A 15,571-nucleotide genomic window follows, 5' to 3' on the forward strand; every position below is an offset into this window, starting at 1 on the left:
TGAGGAGCTTCACTGATGACTCAAACGATCCAGGCTTTGATGAAACGTCATAGTGTATAAGCTATAGGGAAGCTAGCAGAAGCCGTTCAGCGTTCACGTCTGCATCCTGAGGTTTTTTCCGTGCAGTGTCAAAATTTCATTTCTTATACTAGGTAAAGATCTTGAAACTGCGCGTCAGCTGGTAATATAGCAGCTTGACGAATCCTGCTGTTGAGGAAGCATGGGGGACTCGCCTCGCTTTAGGGGGGCGCGATCTATTCATTCCGAGGATTTGCATATTCGACGTACATCTGCTTCTTGGTTGTGAATGAGCTCTTCAGTTGCCGAAATGTAGTCTTCGATCGAGCATCCATCGCGTAGCATGTTAAGTCCGCGAGAGATCTGATATTTCAGCTCTTGAATATAATTCATCAGTTTTGCAGTACTGATGCTTTCATCAATGTTGTGAATTTTTTTGTATGCAGATTTGACGTATGGCAACAAACCATCTAGCGATTTGTGCCCAGTATCCATCATCATCTCTCTCAGAAGGCTATCATCCGTCCGTAAGCGTAATTCAAATTCTGCAGGAGAGATAAACTTGTATTTTTGATACGCGCAAACGAAATAGTTTTCGCAATAGGCATGGCGGAACATATGAGGGCAAGCTTTTTCGTCGATCCCTGCTAGGCCGGCCAATGTGTTGATTTCATTCGTCAGTGTGGTCTCGGCTAAAGGTTTTCCAGTTGTTTCAGATATGAAAAGAAAGTCGTGGTCAGGTTTGCCAGATTTGGTAAATTTTTTTATTATTTTTGACCGCTGATCGTCGATGTAATCACGTGCTTGTGTTAATAATATCTTGGTTATTGACTTTTCTCTCGTCTTAAAAGCTCCCTGCTTAAGTGTAGTGATGGTCAACATCGGATTTTGCATGTTCCATGCCCTGTTTATTTCTGAGACGGTTATCAAGTTCAATTCACCTCTTCGTGGCCCTAGGTACTCTAAAAATGAAATGTGCAATTGACGCCGACTGCAAATGAAATCTGATGTGCTGTCGGAATCAGCCGCGTCACGAAGCGCCTTTATGGAGTGGTCTGTGATTGCGCTCCTAGGTTCTGGTTCGTTGCTTTCGGCTGAAAAACTGTGGTGGTACATTGATGTCGAGGTGATTATCTTCCCATCTCGGAGTTTGCGTGTATATGTTCGATGGCAGATATTTATAATGCCAGACGGGGCAACGAAATTTGGAGTGCCGGCATAGTTTCCAAGAAACTGGAGAAACTTGAGGCATCTTTGAGCAGTAAGATTAGTGGTTTTTGAGTTTTTTCTCCTTTGGGTTATATTCTCTGCGCTGCGCTCCGTTCGTATTTGGGACACAAAGTCTGTGAAATCACCATCGGACAGTTGCAGAAATGATATTTTGCGAATGTAGCAGAATCTAATGAGCTGGCCTATCTGGGAGGCATAAGTACCTATCGAACCACCTTTAGTACCGTGCCTTGATAATGGAGTATTAGCTCTACCTGGTGAGTCTAGGAGTGTCAACATATACAGATTGGCTTGAGTGCAGGGCGAACCATCAGGCCAAAACATGAATGGTAATTTTGATGCGTCTTTTGTGATTGTTTTTCCTAAGGAATCGTGACTGAATAGTATTAAATTGTTGAGGAGTGAATGTAGTTGTTTGCCGCCAGCTAAGCTCATTTCTATGACTCCGGATGTAGCGGGGCGATTGAGATTGGATTGTGCAATTTGTTGAACGGGTGATCATTAAATAATAAGGTCTTGGCGATGCTGGAGATTTCATCTCGTGCTATTTTTTGTCTAAGACGACTGTCGTCTGTTTTAGATGTGTTTTCCAAAGCTGTGACGGCTCTGTTCAAAGCCTGCAGAAGTCGAAAGTTGGCTTCTCGATGCTTTTCGAGTCGTGACTCTAACACAGCAATCTGGTTGGTTAGCTTGACTTTAGAAGGGATAATTGGCTGATCATTTGAGAGGTTGGGATCGACATCGCTGGCCAGGTTGGCGTCTAGTAAAGTCAATGAATCTAGGGCTTGTTTTCTGAGGTGGTCGTAACTATTGAAGTCGAAACCGCCGCTATGAGTGGTAACTTTTGCTTTGAGCGTGGTAATGCTGAGTGGCGCAATCTGGATTGCGTTTTCTATATCAGTGTAGGTGAGCCCAGCAAGTGCGCCTTGGGATTTAAGGGCGTCGCGGATTGTTTCATTTTCAGAGAATTCTGAAGGATGGTCTATGATTCTATTGAGAAGTCTAATAGTAGATATAATTGAAGTTTTAATCTGTCCGGATTTGTTCTTGTTAATTTTCATCGGATTCTCCTGGTTAGTGTTTAACTGTGGTGGATTTTTACCGCGACTTTCATGTGTTTGCCATCATGTGATTCAAAGAAAATAGGTTCGATGGAAATGACTCCTCGCATCATGAGGTCTTGCAGATGGCTGTCGAGGACGTCCTCGTCTTTCGCTGAGAAGTTAGAAATTCCATATTCAGATTTCAGGAGCTTTGCAAGATCCTCGAATTGTTTTCCACGCTCGCCTACCATTTGCTGCGCAATATGTTGTGATTTTGCACCTCGGAGAGACTCACCATCTAAGGTTGCGGTGATGTAATTCCAAATGTGCTCAGCGTCCCTGTGACCAAGTACCCACCTCAGAGTATGAATAGTTCCCTCGTCGAAATAGTGGAAGAACATCAAAGCGAAGTAACGTCTCAGTTGATGCTGTCGTAGATAGTATCGGCGGCCCTTCGGATCCGTACCCGTCTGTACGTAGTCGCAGAAAAGGTCAAGATTTCGATTGAATGTTGCCCAGGAAGGTGAGTGTAGTCGCACATTCCCTGCAAGCGTCGGAGTTGAAAAAATAGAATCGTAATGTGTGAGGAATCCGATTTTTTTCAGATACCGCTGCATCCGTTGCAGTTCTCGAATCATCTTGGTTCCAAGTTTATCCAGAGGCCTGGCTTGAGTCTCTCTTTCACCCCAAAGTCCTTTGGTGCTCTTTGCTATCTCTATTATTAACCATTCCAAACTTGAGTCGAGACAGGACGTTGGAAGCCCCATTAGTTCTGAAGCACGTCTTGCCATCAGAGCGCCTATAACAACTTGCACTCCGCCGATGTAAATCGCGAGCAGCTCAAGTAAACCTTCATTATTGCGAAGCTTCTTGTAGTATGTTGCTTTCTGAGATTTGCGGGGTTTTTTCTGTGTTCCGTCGATTGAGCTAAAATTTTGGCAAGCTAGGCCTAGCTTTTTAACGCCCAGGTTAGCGAGCTCTGGGCCTATAATTTCTATTATTTCCTCATTAGATAGGTGAGTCATTTCTACACGATTTGTCACGCAATGCTTTGCCAGCTTCAGAAATCCATCGATAATCATCCTGCCGTGTTTGAAATGAAGCTCTACTGCATGTCTAAAAGCGTGATGGATGATGTCGGAAGGAACGGGCGTAAATCGATGGTAGGCAATTAGTTCTGGTTTGTAGTTTTCGATTATTTGAATGGCTTCTAAACGTGGTGCGCCGACGCCGATCGCGTGCAAGGTAGCAAGTGAGATCAAAGATCGCCGGAACGCCATAAATGTGGCTTTGGTAATGCCATCGTCATTTTTTGATGCTATCGGAACTCCAGAAAGCTCGCGTTTGTATGGCGGCTCACCGGGATAGAATGAAAGAAGTGGAACTCTGAGGCGGCCGAACCTTTTTTTTAGGACGTTTGGATAAATAGCAGATGTCAGCATGGATGTGTTGACGTGATATCCTCCGGCGTCGTGTCCCTTATAAAAACCTTGGTGATAAAGTGCTGCACGCACTAACGGAATGTCGTCCTGGTTTAAAGGTAGTCGGTCAGGTGACTCTAATAAGTCTGCACTAATTTCAGCTATGGCAGGAATGTCTTCAATGATTTTGTACAGGATTTTTCGATCAATACTGTGTTTTAAGTATATTAAGAACGCGAGCGCTTTAGGGGTGAAGTCATAAATTGACTCAGCAATTGTACCTTTGCTTGCGAAGGTGTCTAGGATTGCTTTTAGGTGAGAATCGTTGATCGCTGCAAGTCCATACTCGGCAAGCTCAAAGTAATCGGCATTGAGCAACAAGAAGTCGATATTATATATTGTGTTTTGCAGGCGTTGACGGTCTGTGCGCGCGGCAGCATTTTTTGAAAATTTGCCGTAGGTGCCCTCCGTGGAGCTGATCATCCAGTATTTTAGGCTGGCTAAGAGGTTCGCGTTTTCCGGGGCAGTTAACATTGTATTGTTGTTCAGCGAAATGCGCCAATCGATAGTTCTATCTAGTGAATAACCTGCATTGATAGTCCACACAGGTTCATCAAAGTCAGAAATAAGCCACCACGCTTTTCGCATTGATTGAGAATAATCTGCGTCCAGATTCTGCAAGAAAGGCAGTTGTTCATTACTGTCCAAGGATCTTCCTCACGAAAGGGGTGGGGTCGACTAGCTTTTTGGCTTCTGCCATTTTTCGTTTCAATTCACGCTGGAAACCGTTTTCGATATATTCTGAAAGTAGGTTGGTGATGCTTGCCCAGTGTAAGTAAACCGGTGATATGATTGCCTGGCCTATCGTCAGTCGGGTGGCATCCCTAAGCGATAGAAGGGTGCTTAGGCTTTTGACCCCTATACTGAACACGATTTTGTCTAGCTCCTCGGATTTAAGAGCTTCATCTACCCTGTCGGGGTCTTTTAAATAAGCAGGTAGTTCCTCATGTAGATAGTTCTTGGTGAATTCTTCAAGGTCTGAAAGGTTATCAAATCCAGCAGCTTCAGCTAGGAAAGGACTATCTTTAAGGGCCGTACAGATGATGATTTTCTGAATTACCATCACGCTTCGGCTTTCGATCAGCATGATGAAAATTTCTGGAAGGTAACTTTCGAGTAGTTTCTTATCAGTTTTATCGTGGCCGAGACATTCGCGCATTATCTCGGTTTTACCTGTTTGTAGATATATTTCGACTGCGCGCGAAGCTCGGATTGAAGAAGGGCTAATCTGCGCGACGAATTCGAGCGCTTCGTTGATGTCAGTTGCACCCAAGATCTTAGCAAATTCATGGACGAATTCGGGTGGGTCGTCCTTTTTGCGTAGAGTTTGCGCTTTATTCCACCGCGGTGTAGAGCTTGTCGTGGGTTTGATGATGCCCGAGGAGCTGGCGATAAATAGCTTTCTCCAGTTGTCATCCCCAATTTTTCGTAAGTAGTCCCGAGCTTGCTGGGTAATGCGAATAACGTCATCTATGATTTTTATGGCGGCAGGGGAAAGTTCAAATTCCTGTCGGGTTAGTGTTACGCCTCTGCGGGGTTTGTAACCCGAAATTATTGTGGCTTCGATCCCGGATTTTGATACAAGGTATGTCTTGCCACCTTCTCTTCTTATGCCCTTGATATTGCCGTTTTTATCGTAGAGATTAAAATTTTTTAGAAAGCTGTCAGTGATGTTGGGGTGTTCTAGTATAAGAAGGCACTGGAATGGGTAGAGATCTCTGGTGGCAGGGATCCCTAAGGCTTTAGAAATTGTTCGTGAAGAATTTCTAATGTTGTTTGTGATTCGGTATTTACTTGCAATTGTGTTCCAAGGCAGGTCGTAAGGAGTGGCTTCGAACAAAGCAGCAATATTGGCTAGGGTATTTGATTCCCAAAACTCTCTATCGGCTATGTCTGAGTTGGTTGCAGATTTTGCCAATTTTGCTCTTTCTAGAGATGCCATAATTACGGATGTTGCTTTAGTGGTCGCCCATTCTCGAAGGATGTTTATGTCTTTACTGATCTGCACTGCAAGAATATGGATGGCTTCTGTTTGAGTGACTTGGAGAGGGAGGGGGGTAATAAGCTTGGTGCGGACTTCTTTTCCCGCTTTGGTTACCTTGATATGGGTTTCCCCGCCTCTCGAGGGCTTGAGTTTTGTGACGGGCAAAGTTCGGATTGGTGAGGCCCATATACGAGGGTTGATAAAGGATCTATACACCTCGGATATGTGTCTGTCCCACCTGTGCCCCAAGTCGATTGTTGACCTGCTTTTGATACTTTTACCCTTGAAGGTATGCTTAAGTAAGTCTGCGAAAAAATTATAAATTCCAGTTGGGCTTTTGAAAGTGCTCGGAGGCCATAGCAGCGGGTTTGATACTAAGTGCGCCACGAGGCGCTCATAACCACGGTCAAATGTTGTTGCTCGACTTTCAGAGTAAACTCGTACGCCACGATAGAGTTCGTCGACAAATTTTTTTCCGTGTGTATTATATAAGTTTGCTAAGTGCATCCAATGAATAGAGCACTTTTTATCTTCAATCGGCCATCCCTGCCAGTAAGCTGCCTTTTCCTCAGATATCTGGTTTTTTGAGTTTGTCCAAATCTCTATATGTGCAGCAAATGGTTCTGGCTGCCATTTTTTTCTTTGCATTGAAGGGAATTGAATTTTGATCTTCTGAAGAATTGAAGCGAAGTATCGACAGAATCGCCGAGTTCGAAAAGACGAAAGCTTTATGAGTTGACCTGAGAGAAGGGCTCCGCAGAAGCCATTATGAATGGTCGCTAGGCAGGAGGTTGTGAGCATCGCCTGCGTAACCCGAAGCCCTGCAAGGTCGCAATAGCACTCCAGCATATACACAGTCAGGGCAGGGTCGTCTCCGGTGAAGGTCAAGTCGCTGGCGGCTTTCAGAAGGGTGTTAGCGACCTTTTCATCTAGGGCTCGAAAAGGATAATGGCGCAACCTGCGGAGGTCGTTTTCGATGATTGCCATTTTTGCAACTACCGCCTAAGCGTCTGTTTCTATTGGGTCTAGACGAAATTGGCGATTCTGTCAAATTAGCGAAATCGTGGGCCCTGGTACCGATGGGCTTGAGTTCGTATTCGCGGGCCAGGTGCACGTTGCTGGTGCCGACGAAGCGGCCCGGGAAGTCGCGTTTGAGGGTGTGCACCACGGCCTCCTGAACGCGGTACGAGAAGCGCCGCCGGGTGCCGAAGTCGGCCAGTTGAAAGCCTGCCAGCTCATCGGCGCTGGCCTCGGCCTTGAGCCAGTCGAGCTTCTGGTACAGCCGCTCGCCCACCTGCTCCATCACCACCTCGCGGTAGCGATAGCGGTTGCGCACTTCGCTGATGATCGCCAGCAGCGGGATCTCGTAGAGGATCACGTGCAGCCACGGCCCACGCACGCGAATCGCCAGCTGCCCGGCGTCATCCAGGCCCACCTGCACGTAACGCAAGTTGAAGCGGAACAGGCTGAGAAAGCGGATGAAGTCTGGTTTGATGAACGGAATCTGCTCCAGATACGCCAGTTGGTCGTGGGTGACGGTGACCTCGGCCAGTTGCTCGACCTGGTAGCGGATTTCTGCCAGGTAAGGGGAGAGGTCTTCACCATTACGGCAGCGGAACTCCCATTCCACCTCGGCATTGGGGTAGTTGTGCAGCACCGCCTGCATCATGGTGATCTTGTAGAAGTCGGTGTCCAGCAGGTTCTGGATGATCCGTGGGCCGAATACGCTGTCATTCATGGGCGGTCTTCCTTGATCAACGCGAGCTGGTGGTCGAGCGCGGCCTCGTCGCCGCAGAGGATGACACCCTCGGCAGCCAGCGCCCCGCAGGCGCTGATGGCGCCTTCCTGGGTCAGGGCGCGGCAGGCGGGCAGGTACAGCAGCACCTGGAAACCGGCCTGGCGCAGTTGGCGGGCAGTGGTCTTGACGCAGTAGTCCAAAGCCAGGCCGCCGACGATGACGGCCCCCACCTGTTGCACGGTGAGGTATTCGATGACCCCGGTGGAGCGGCGTTCGGCCAGGTCGTGGTAGCAGGCGCCGTAGGGGTGCAGGTCGGGTTCGACGCCTTTCCACACGAAGTAGTCGTAGTCGATGGGGGCGGGCAGGCCGCGCAGCAGCTCGAAGCCGGGCGTGCCTGGCACGCAGTGGCTGACCCAGGTCAGGTCAGCATTGGCCAGCGTCAGCGGTTGCAGCATCTGCCCAGGTTCGGCCACCACCCAGGCGGCATTGGCCGGGTGTGCGTCCTTGCTGCCCAGGCGCAGGTCGGCACGAAGGGCCATGATGTTGAGGTCGGCGGCAATTTCATTGCCCTCGGGTACCGGCAGTTCGTGTGGGGCGTTGGCAGTGAAGCCGTTTTGCGCGTCGACGTCGAAACTGGCGATCTTCATGGTGCTCTCCTCGCGGGTTTTGCTATATATTCCACCTGGTGTATTAAGTGTGTCAAGCACCAGAGCAGGTAGGAAAGATGCTTGTACTACTAAAGCGCTCTGGTGGAATATTGCAGGATTGAAGAGTGGAGCCTTTGCGTGAGTAGCACTGAAGTCCTGGCCAGCGTCGATATCGTCGCTCTGCGCATGGCCCCTGAAGCCCAGCACCTGCAAGTGTTGTTGCACCGCCGTGAGCGCGAACCGCACGTCGGCCAGTGGGCGTTGCCGGGTGTCATCGTCAACGGCCGTATTGCCGACACCAGCCTGGAAGGCGCCGCCGAGCGCGCCTTGCGCGAAAAGGCCCGTATCGTACCGTGCTACATGGAACAGGTAGGCACCGAAGGCAATGCTTTCCGTGACCCGCGCGGTTGGTCGCTGAGCACCTACTACCTGGCCCTGCTCGACCCTGGGCAGGCCGTTGAGGGTGAGCAGCTGGCGTTTTTTGATGTGGACAGCGTGCTGGAGCGCAGGGTCCTGTTGCCCTTCGATCACAGACTGCTGGTGGAGCGCGCCCGCGAGCGACTGGCGGCGAAGACGGTGTACAGCAGCCTGCCGTTGTACTTGCTGGCAGAGAAGTTCACGGTGCTCGATGCGTTGGCGTCAGTGCAGGCGTGCCTGGGGCAGGCTGTGAACAGCACCTCGCTGCGCAAGCGCCTGGAGCGTTTGCGCGAGCAGGGGTGGGTGAGGGACACCGGGGAGAAGAACCAGCCACGGCTGGGCAGGCCGCAGCAGTTGTTTCAATACACACCGCAGGGGCCGCGGCCGTTCATGTTCGACCGCAGCCTGTTGCCGGAGGGCGGGCAGTAGCTGCCTTGCCTGTGTTGGTTGCTTCAGGAGGGTGAAGATCGAGCGGGGCCCGCGAAGCGCAAGCCCCTCGATCCGACGAGCAACCCGCAGCCATTCTTACCGCCCACACCGGCTGGTATCACCATGCTCCGCCGGCGCTGTGCGCGCCGCAGCCAGCAGGGTCGCCAACACAATCAACACCGCCCCCGCCGCCATGCGCAGGCTCGGCTGCTCACCAAACAGCCACCAGGCACCGAGGATCGCATACACCGGTTCCAGCGCGATGATCATGCCGGCGGTACGTGCCTCCAGGCCTTCGAGGCTCTTGACGAACAGAAACTGCGACAGCCCGGTGCAGAACACCCCCAACAGCGCCAGGTTGACCCAGTCGTCGCCGCCCAGGCTGGTAATGGCCAGGTGGGTGAAGGCGAACGGCGCAACCAGCGCGGCTACCACCACGTTCTGCCAGAAGGCTACCTGCAAGGCATTCATGCTCGACGCATTGCGGCGGTTGGCCACGGTCAGCACGGCGAACGCCAGGCCCGAGCCCAGGCCCCAGATCAGGCCAAGGGTGCCGCTGTCGAGCAGGTCGAAGGACGGCACCACCATCACCAGGCCCGCAGTCACCATCAGCAACAGCAAGCCCTGCACGGCACCGATACGCTGGCCGAACACGCCGCGTTCGATCATGGCTATGAAGGCAGGGAAGCTGGCGAAGCCCAGCGTGGCCACAGCCACGCCGCCGACCTTGACGGCGATGAAGAAGGTCACCCAGTGCGTCGCCAGCAGCGCGCCGGTCACGCCCATGATGGGCAGGTTGCGCAAGGTCAGCGCATCGAGCAGGCGGGTGCCCTTGAGCCCGGCGACAAAGCCCAGGGCAATGAAGGCGAAGGTGGCACGGCCGAAGGTGATGATGCTGGCGTCGGCCTCGATCAAGTGGCCGAGGATACCAGTCAGGCCGAACAGCACAGCGGCGAGGTGTGCAACGAGCAGGGCGTTGCGCCGGCCGGTGGCAGCACCGGCTACGGGGATTGAAGTCGCGATCATGGCAGTCAAGTCTTCACAAAGTGGCGCGCGCAAACACTCCCGGCTGGCGCGGCGCGGGTCTCTGATTCTGGGAGTTTTATCGTTATGAGCCCGGGCGAATTGCCCGGTGCAAAAAGGCGCCACAGCGTTGGAATTGTGAAGCGAGGCTGCTTACTCGCAAATACCGCGTCAACCAGCCCACGGCGCGGGGCTGGTCGATGTGTGTATTATTTTTGTATACAGGGGTGTGAGGCCGATTGCGGGCGACGCATACATGTCAGATCGCGACATCGCTTGTTGCTTGACCGCGCCGTGTCATTCTTCGCCGTAGTTCATGATCGACAACAGCCGGATCGGCACCTGCACCAGTTGCTCCGGCCCGTGTGGGGTTTCGCCATCGAAGGTCAGGCTGTCGCCGGCATGCAGGTGATAGAGCTGATTACCGTGGCGGTACACCAGTTCACCCTCCAGCAAATGCAGGAACTCCGTGCCCGGGTGGGCAAAGGTCGGAAACTCCTCGCTGGCATCGTCCATGCTCACCATGTACGCCTCGAAGTTCTTCTTCGGGCCCCTGGCGTGATTGAGCAAGTGGTAGGTATGGCCCTTCTCGGTGCCGCGGCGCACCACCTCCAGCCCTTCACCGGCCTTGACCAGCAGTGCGTTGCCATCGGGCTGGTCATACTGGCTGAACAGCTTGGCCATCGGCATGCCCAGCACGTCGCACAGGCGGCTGAGGGTATCGAGGCTGGTCGACACCTGGGCGTTCTCGATCTTGCTCAGCATGCCCTGGCTGATCCCGGCGATGCGCGCCACATCGGCGAGCTTCAGCGACTGGGCCTGGCGCTGGCGCTTGATCTGCAGGCCCAGGTACTGCTCCAGGCGAAGGCGGGGTTCGGTTTCGGTCGGCATCAAGAGTCCTGCACGGTTTCAGTTCAAGAATAAATATTTCGCACTGGGAAAGTGCGCCGGGCGGCTGCGATGGCCGTCGGTTTCCTCGGGTGAAAACGAGTTTCCCATATCTATAACGAAAATGTCTCCGTCATGGCACCAGATCCTGTCGCGGGCAAGCCCCCTGTGACAAGGGATTGTGGGAGGGGACGTGCCCGCTAAGCGGTAGCACTCGGTAAGTTGGCAAGCACATTGCATTCCTGTGATGAAAGTAAGTTTCCCATGCGGAATTACATGCCGCCCCTTACCAGGAGTGTTCAACCCATGTTGCCAGCAGAAACCCAGCGCACGCTCGACCAGCACGGCATCAAGTACGTGCTGGCGCAGTTCGTCGATATCCATGGCTCGGCGAAGACCAAATCGGTGCCGATCTCGGGCCTGAAGATGGTGGCCGAGGAGGGCGCCGGTTTCGCCGGGTTCGCCATCTGCGGCATGGGCATGGAGCCGCACGGCCCGGACTTCATGGCCCGTGGCGATCTGGCCACGCTGATCCCGGTGCCCTGGCAGCCTGGTTATGGCCGGGTGGTATGCGTCGGCCACGTCAACGGTAAACCTTGGCCCTACGACAGCCGCTATGTGTTGCAGCAGCAGGTGCAGCGCCTGGCCGACAAGGGCTGGACGCTGAACACCGGGCTTGAGCCCGAATTCAGCCTGTTCCGCCGGGACGAAGCCGGCAAGCTGCAGGTGGTGGATGCCTCCGACAACCTCGACAAGCCGTGCTACGACTACAAGGGCCTGTCGCGCTCGCGGCTGTTCCTCGAACGCCTGACCGAAGCCCTGCAGCCGGTGGGCTTCGACATCTATCAGATCGACCACGAGGACGCCAACGGCCAGTTCGAGATCAACTACACCTACAGCGATGCCATGGAGTCGGCCGACCGCTTCACCTTCTTCCGCATGGCGGCCGGCGAAATCGCCAACGACCTGGGGATGATCTGCTCGTTCATGCCCAAGCCCGACCCCAAGCGTGCCGGCAATGGCATGCACTTCCACCTGTCTCTGGCCAGCAGCACACACAAGAACCTGTTTCATGACCCCTCCGACAGCAGCGGCATGGGCCTGTCCAAGCTGGCCTACCACTTTGCTGCGGGCTTGCTTGCCCATGGCCCGGCGCTGTGCGCGTTCGCCGCGCCCACGGTCAATTCGTACAAACGCCTGGTGGTCGGCCGCTCGTTGTCCGGTGCTACCTGGGCGCCAGCCTTCGTGGCCTATGGCGCCAACAACCGCTCGGCGATGGTGCGCATCCCCTATGGCCGCCTGGAGTTTCGCCTGCCGGATGCCGGCTGCAACCCCTACCTGGTCACCGCCGCGATCATCGCCGCCGGCCTGGATGGTATCGACCGTGAACTGGACCCTGGCCAGATGTGCAACGAGAACCTCTACAACCTGAGCCTGGAAGAAATCGCCGCACGCGGCATCAAGACCTTGCCGCAGTCGCTCAAGGAAGCCGCCGACGCGCTGGAGGCCGACCCGCTGTTCCGCGAGGTGCTCGGCGCCGAGATCGTCGACGAGTTCATCAAGCTCAAGCGCATGGAGTGGGTGGAGTATTGCCGCCACGTCTCCGACTGGGAAATCCAGCGCTACACCGAGTTCTTCTGACCGCCCCCATCCTTGGCGCGGCCAGCAAGACAGCGGTCGCCCACTGCCCAGTAAGGAGCAACACCATGTGTGGAATCGTAGGCCTGTACCTGAAAAAGCCGGCGCTGGAAGCCCAGCTCGGCAAACTCTTCGAACCCATGCTGCAGGCCATGACCGACCGTGGCCCGGACAGCGCCGGCTTTGCCATCTATGGCGATGAAGTAGCCGATGGCTGGGTCAAGCTGACCTTGCAGGCGAGCGCTGTGGACTATCCGTGGGCGGCGCTGATGGGGCAACTGGAAGGGCGCCTGGGCTGCTCGCTGGACTGGTTCCAGAACGCCAGCGCCGCCGTGCTCAAGGTGCACACGTGCGAAGCGGCCGCCCGTGCAGCCTTGGCCGAACTGGCCGCCGACGTGCGCATCATGAGCGCCGGGCAGAGCATCGAAATCCTCAAGGGCATGGGCCTGCCAGCCGAGATCTCTAGCCGCTTCGGCCTGGCCGGCATGCAAGGCAGCCACATCATCGGCCACACCCGCATGGCCACTGAAAGTGCAGTGACCCTGGAAGGCAGCCATCCGTTTTCCACCGGCGCCGACCTGTGCCTGGTGCACAACGGCTCGCTGTCCAACCACTTCCGCCTGCGCGAGGAGCTGAAACGCGAAGGCATTAGCTTCGAGACCGACAACGACACCGAAGTGGCGGCTGGCTACCTGGCCTGGCGCCTGCAACAAGGCGACAGCCTGGCACAGGCCCTGGATGGCGCCCTGCAAGACCTGGACGGCTTCTTTACCTTCGCCATCGGCACCCGCAATGGCTTTGCCGTGATCCGCGATCCGATCGCTTGCAAGCCGGCGGTGCTCGCCGAAACCGACGACTACGTGGCCATGGCCTCCGAGTACCAGGCCCTGGCCAGCCTGCCGGGCATTGAAAACGCCAAGGTCTGGGAACCAGCACCGGCCACCTTGTACGTCTGGGAGCGCGAAAGCGCCTGACCTGTCACCGACTCACTGGAGCACCTCATGAAAACGATCGACCTTTCCAGCGCCTCGGTGCGCGAACTCAACCAGGCCCTGCATGGCGACGTGCAGGACCGCGAATGGCGGGTCAGCCGCCCGGACGGCAAGCACAACCTGGCCGTGGGCATCAACCAGCCGGTGTCGGTGGATATCGACGGCCACGCCGGCTACTACTGCGCCGGCATGAATCAACAGGCCAGCGTCACCGTGCACGGCAACGTCGGCGTGGGGGTGGCCGAGAACATGATGTCCGGCTCGGTGCGGGTCAAGGGCAGTGCCTCGCAGGCAGCCGGCGCCACGGCCCACGGCGGGCTCTTGGTGATCGAGGGCGATGCCGGGGCACGCTGCGGCATTTCGATGAAGGGTGTGGACATCGTGGTCGGCGGCAGCATCGGCCACATGAGCTGCTTCATGGGCCAGGCCGGGCGCCTGGTGGTATGCGGCGATGCCGGCGATGCGCTGGGCGACTCACTGTACGAGGTGCGCATCTACGTCAAAGGCTCGGTGCAGTCGCTAGGCTCGGACTGCATCGAAAAAGAGATGCGTGCCGAGCACTTGCAAGAGCTGCAGGCGTTGCTCAACGAGGCAGGCCTGGAGCACAAGGCCGCCGATTTCAAACGCTACGGCTCGGCCCGTCAGCTGTACAACTTCAAAGTCGACAACGCCAGCGCGTACTGATCCAGGAGCCTACCCATGAGCGAACAATTCCCCCCGGTACTGCGTGAATCGGCCACCTTCGATCGCCTGACCATCCAGGAAATCCAGCGTGCCGCCGAAACCGGCATCTACGACATCCGCGGCGGCGGCACCAAGCGCCGTGTGCCGCACTTCGACGACTTGCTGCTGCTGGGCGCCAGCGTGTCGCGCTACCCGCTCGAAGGCTACCGCGAAAAGTGCGGCACCGATGTGGTGCTCGGCAACCGTTTTGCCAAGAAGCCGATCCACCTGAAGATCCCCGTGACCATTGCCGGCATGAGCTTCGGCGCGCTGTCGGCCAATGCCAAGGAAGCATTGGGCCGGGGTGCGACCATCGCAGGTACCAGTACCACCACCGGCGACGGCGGCATGACCCCGGAAGAGCGTGGCCAGTCGCAGCACCTGGTGTACCAGTACCTGCCGTCGCGCTATGGCATGAACCCCGACGACCTGCGCAAGGCCGATGCCATCGAGATCGTCCTCGGCCAGGGCGCCAAACCGGGCGGCGGCGGCATGTTGCTGGGCATGAAGGTTACCGAGCGGGTGGCCGGCATGCGCACCTTGCCGATCGGCGTAGACCAGCGCAGCGCCTGCCGCCACCCAGACTGGACCGGCCCGGACGACCTGGCGATCAAGATTGCCGAGCTGCGCGAGATCACAGACTGGGAGAAACCCATCTACGTGAAAATCGGCGCCAGCCGCCCGTACTACGACGTCAAGCTGGCGGTGAAGGCCGGCGCCGACGTGATCGTGCTCGACGGCATGCAGGGCGGTACCGCCGCGACCCAGGAGGTGTTCATCGAGCATGTCGGCATTCCCATCTTGCCGGCCATCCCGCAGGCGGTGCAGGCGCTGCAGGAGATGGGCATGCACCGCAAGGTGCAACTGATCGTCTCGGGTGGTATCCGCAACGGTGCCGACGTGGCCAAGGCCATGGCCCTGGGGGCTGACGCCGTGGCCATCGGCACCGCCGCGCTGATCGCCCTGGGTGACAACCACCCGCGGCTGGATGAGCAGTTGAAGGCGATCGGCTCTGCGGCTGGTTTTTACGATGACTGGCAGAACGGCCGTGACCCGGCGGGCATCACCACCCAGGACCCGGAACTGGCCAAGCGCCTGAACCCGGAGGAGGCCGGCCGGCGGCTGGCCAACTACCTGCGCGTGCTGGTGCTTGAGGCGCAGACCATGGCCCGCGCCTGTGGCAAGTCGCACCTGCATAACCTCGACCCGGAGGACCTGGTGGCGTTGACTGTGGAGGCGGCGGCGATGGCACGGGTGCCGCTGGCGGGCACTGCCTGGGTGCCAGGGCAGACGCAGTATTAATGCCGTAATTGGGGCCGC

12 protein-coding genes and 1 pseudogene are annotated in these 15,571 nt (G+C 55.6%); 5 read left to right on the plus strand and 8 right to left on the minus strand.

The annotated features are described in order from the left end of the window. Positions 1-258 precede the first annotated feature (258 nt). The 6 genes and pseudogenes from LOY26_RS10745 to LOY26_RS10770 form a co-directional block, all read right to left on the minus strand. Entirely contained in the window at positions 259-1,683 is a 1,425-nt protein-coding gene (locus LOY26_RS10745; RefSeq protein ID WP_258714727.1) for a site-specific integrase, read from the minus strand. Positions 1,684-1,685: 2 nt separating this feature from the next. Beyond that, complete coding sequence (locus LOY26_RS10750; protein ID WP_258714728.1) at positions 1,686-2,309, minus strand: hypothetical protein; 624 nt, start codon at positions 2,307-2,309, stop codon at positions 1,686-1,688. 20 nt (positions 2,310-2,329) lie between these two features. Beyond that, entirely contained in the window at positions 2,330-4,420 is a 2,091-nt protein-coding gene (locus LOY26_RS10755; protein WP_258714729.1) for a hypothetical protein, read from the minus strand. Further along, a complete protein-coding gene (locus LOY26_RS10760; RefSeq protein WP_258714730.1) occupies positions 4,410-6,743 on the minus strand; it encodes a hypothetical protein in 2,334 nt (777 codons plus the stop codon). Before LOY26_RS10760 ends, LOY26_RS10755 begins: the two co-directional genes overlap by 11 nt. A gap of 70 nt (positions 6,744-6,813) precedes the next feature. Beyond that, positions 6,814-7,494: pseudogene (locus LOY26_RS10765) on the minus strand (nicotinate phosphoribosyltransferase); the annotation flags it as partial. Continuing rightward, entirely contained in the window at positions 7,491-8,141 is a 651-nt protein-coding gene (locus tag LOY26_RS10770) for an isochorismatase family protein (RefSeq protein ID WP_258714731.1), read from the minus strand. The pseudogene LOY26_RS10765 and the gene LOY26_RS10770, both read right to left, overlap by 4 nt. A 138-nt stretch (positions 8,142-8,279) precedes the next feature. Here LOY26_RS10770 and LOY26_RS10775 point away from each other — a divergent pair, with 138 nt between their 5' ends. Continuing rightward, positions 8,280-8,987, plus strand: coding sequence for an NUDIX hydrolase (locus LOY26_RS10775; RefSeq protein WP_186659421.1), 708 nt, complete (start codon positions 8,280-8,282; stop codon positions 8,985-8,987). A gap of 96 nt (positions 8,988-9,083) precedes the next feature. On the opposite strand, the gene LOY26_RS10780 is transcribed toward LOY26_RS10775, so the two are convergent. Both LOY26_RS10780 and LOY26_RS10785 read right to left on the minus strand, forming a co-directional pair. Further along, entirely contained in the window at positions 9,084-10,013 is a 930-nt protein-coding gene (locus LOY26_RS10780; RefSeq protein WP_258714732.1) for a DMT family transporter, read from the minus strand. A gap of 294 nt (positions 10,014-10,307) precedes the next feature. Beyond that, entirely contained in the window at positions 10,308-10,901 is a 594-nt protein-coding gene (locus tag LOY26_RS10785; protein ID WP_186659426.1) for a cupin domain-containing protein, read from the minus strand. 303 nt (positions 10,902-11,204) lie between these two features. Here LOY26_RS10785 and glnT point away from each other — a divergent pair, with 303 nt between their 5' ends. The 4 genes from glnT to LOY26_RS10805 all read left to right on the plus strand — a co-directional run bounded on the left by glnT (position 11,205) and on the right by LOY26_RS10805 (position 15,553). Continuing rightward, complete coding sequence (gene glnT / locus LOY26_RS10790) at positions 11,205-12,539, plus strand: type III glutamate--ammonia ligase (protein WP_186659429.1); 1,335 nt, start codon at positions 11,205-11,207, stop codon at positions 12,537-12,539. 65 nt (positions 12,540-12,604) lie between these two features. Next, positions 12,605-13,510: a glutamine amidotransferase family protein gene (locus LOY26_RS10795; protein WP_186659431.1), complete on the plus strand. Its 906-nt coding sequence runs from the start codon at positions 12,605-12,607 to the stop codon at positions 13,508-13,510. A gap of 27 nt (positions 13,511-13,537) precedes the next feature. Continuing rightward, positions 13,538-14,212 carry a protein glxC gene (locus LOY26_RS10800; protein ID WP_047583883.1) on the plus strand — a complete coding sequence of 225 codons (675 nt, stop codon included), beginning with the start codon at positions 13,538-13,540 and terminating at the stop codon, positions 14,210-14,212. 15 nt (positions 14,213-14,227) lie between these two features. Further along, positions 14,228-15,553 carry an FMN-binding glutamate synthase family protein gene (locus tag LOY26_RS10805; RefSeq protein ID WP_033697307.1) on the plus strand — a complete coding sequence of 442 codons (1,326 nt, stop codon included), beginning with the start codon at positions 14,228-14,230 and terminating at the stop codon, positions 15,551-15,553. The last annotated feature ends 18 nt before the right edge of the window (positions 15,554-15,571 follow it).

The sequence above is a fragment of the Pseudomonas sp. B21-047 genome, from assembly GCF_024748775.1.
Taxonomy (GTDB): domain Bacteria; phylum Pseudomonadota; class Gammaproteobacteria; order Pseudomonadales; family Pseudomonadaceae; genus Aquipseudomonas; species Aquipseudomonas capeferrum.

Coding starts and splice junctions, on each gene's coding strand:
- LOY26_RS10745 (WP_258714727.1), bottom strand. CDS start 1,683: ATGAGCTTAGCTGGCGGCAAACAACTACATTCACTCCTCAACAATTTA.
- LOY26_RS10760 (WP_258714730.1), bottom strand. CDS start 6,743: ATGGCAATCATCGAAAACGACCTCCGCAGGTTGCGCCATTATCCTTTT.
- LOY26_RS10750 (WP_258714728.1), bottom strand. CDS start 2,309: ATGAAAATTAACAAGAACAAATCCGGACAGATTAAAACTTCAATTATA.
- glnT (WP_186659429.1), top strand. CDS start 11,205: ATGTTGCCAGCAGAAACCCAGCGCACGCTCGACCAGCACGGCATCAAG.
- LOY26_RS10785 (WP_186659426.1), bottom strand. CDS start 10,901: ATGCCGACCGAAACCGAACCCCGCCTTCGCCTGGAGCAGTACCTGGGC.
- LOY26_RS10780 (WP_258714732.1), bottom strand. CDS start 10,013: ATGATCGCGACTTCAATCCCCGTAGCCGGTGCTGCCACCGGCCGGCGC.
- LOY26_RS10770 (WP_258714731.1), bottom strand. CDS start 8,141: ATGAAGATCGCCAGTTTCGACGTCGACGCGCAAAACGGCTTCACTGCC.
- LOY26_RS10795 (WP_186659431.1), top strand. CDS start 12,605: ATGTGTGGAATCGTAGGCCTGTACCTGAAAAAGCCGGCGCTGGAAGCC.
- LOY26_RS10800 (WP_047583883.1), top strand. CDS start 13,538: ATGAAAACGATCGACCTTTCCAGCGCCTCGGTGCGCGAACTCAACCAG.
- LOY26_RS10805 (WP_033697307.1), top strand. CDS start 14,228: ATGAGCGAACAATTCCCCCCGGTACTGCGTGAATCGGCCACCTTCGAT.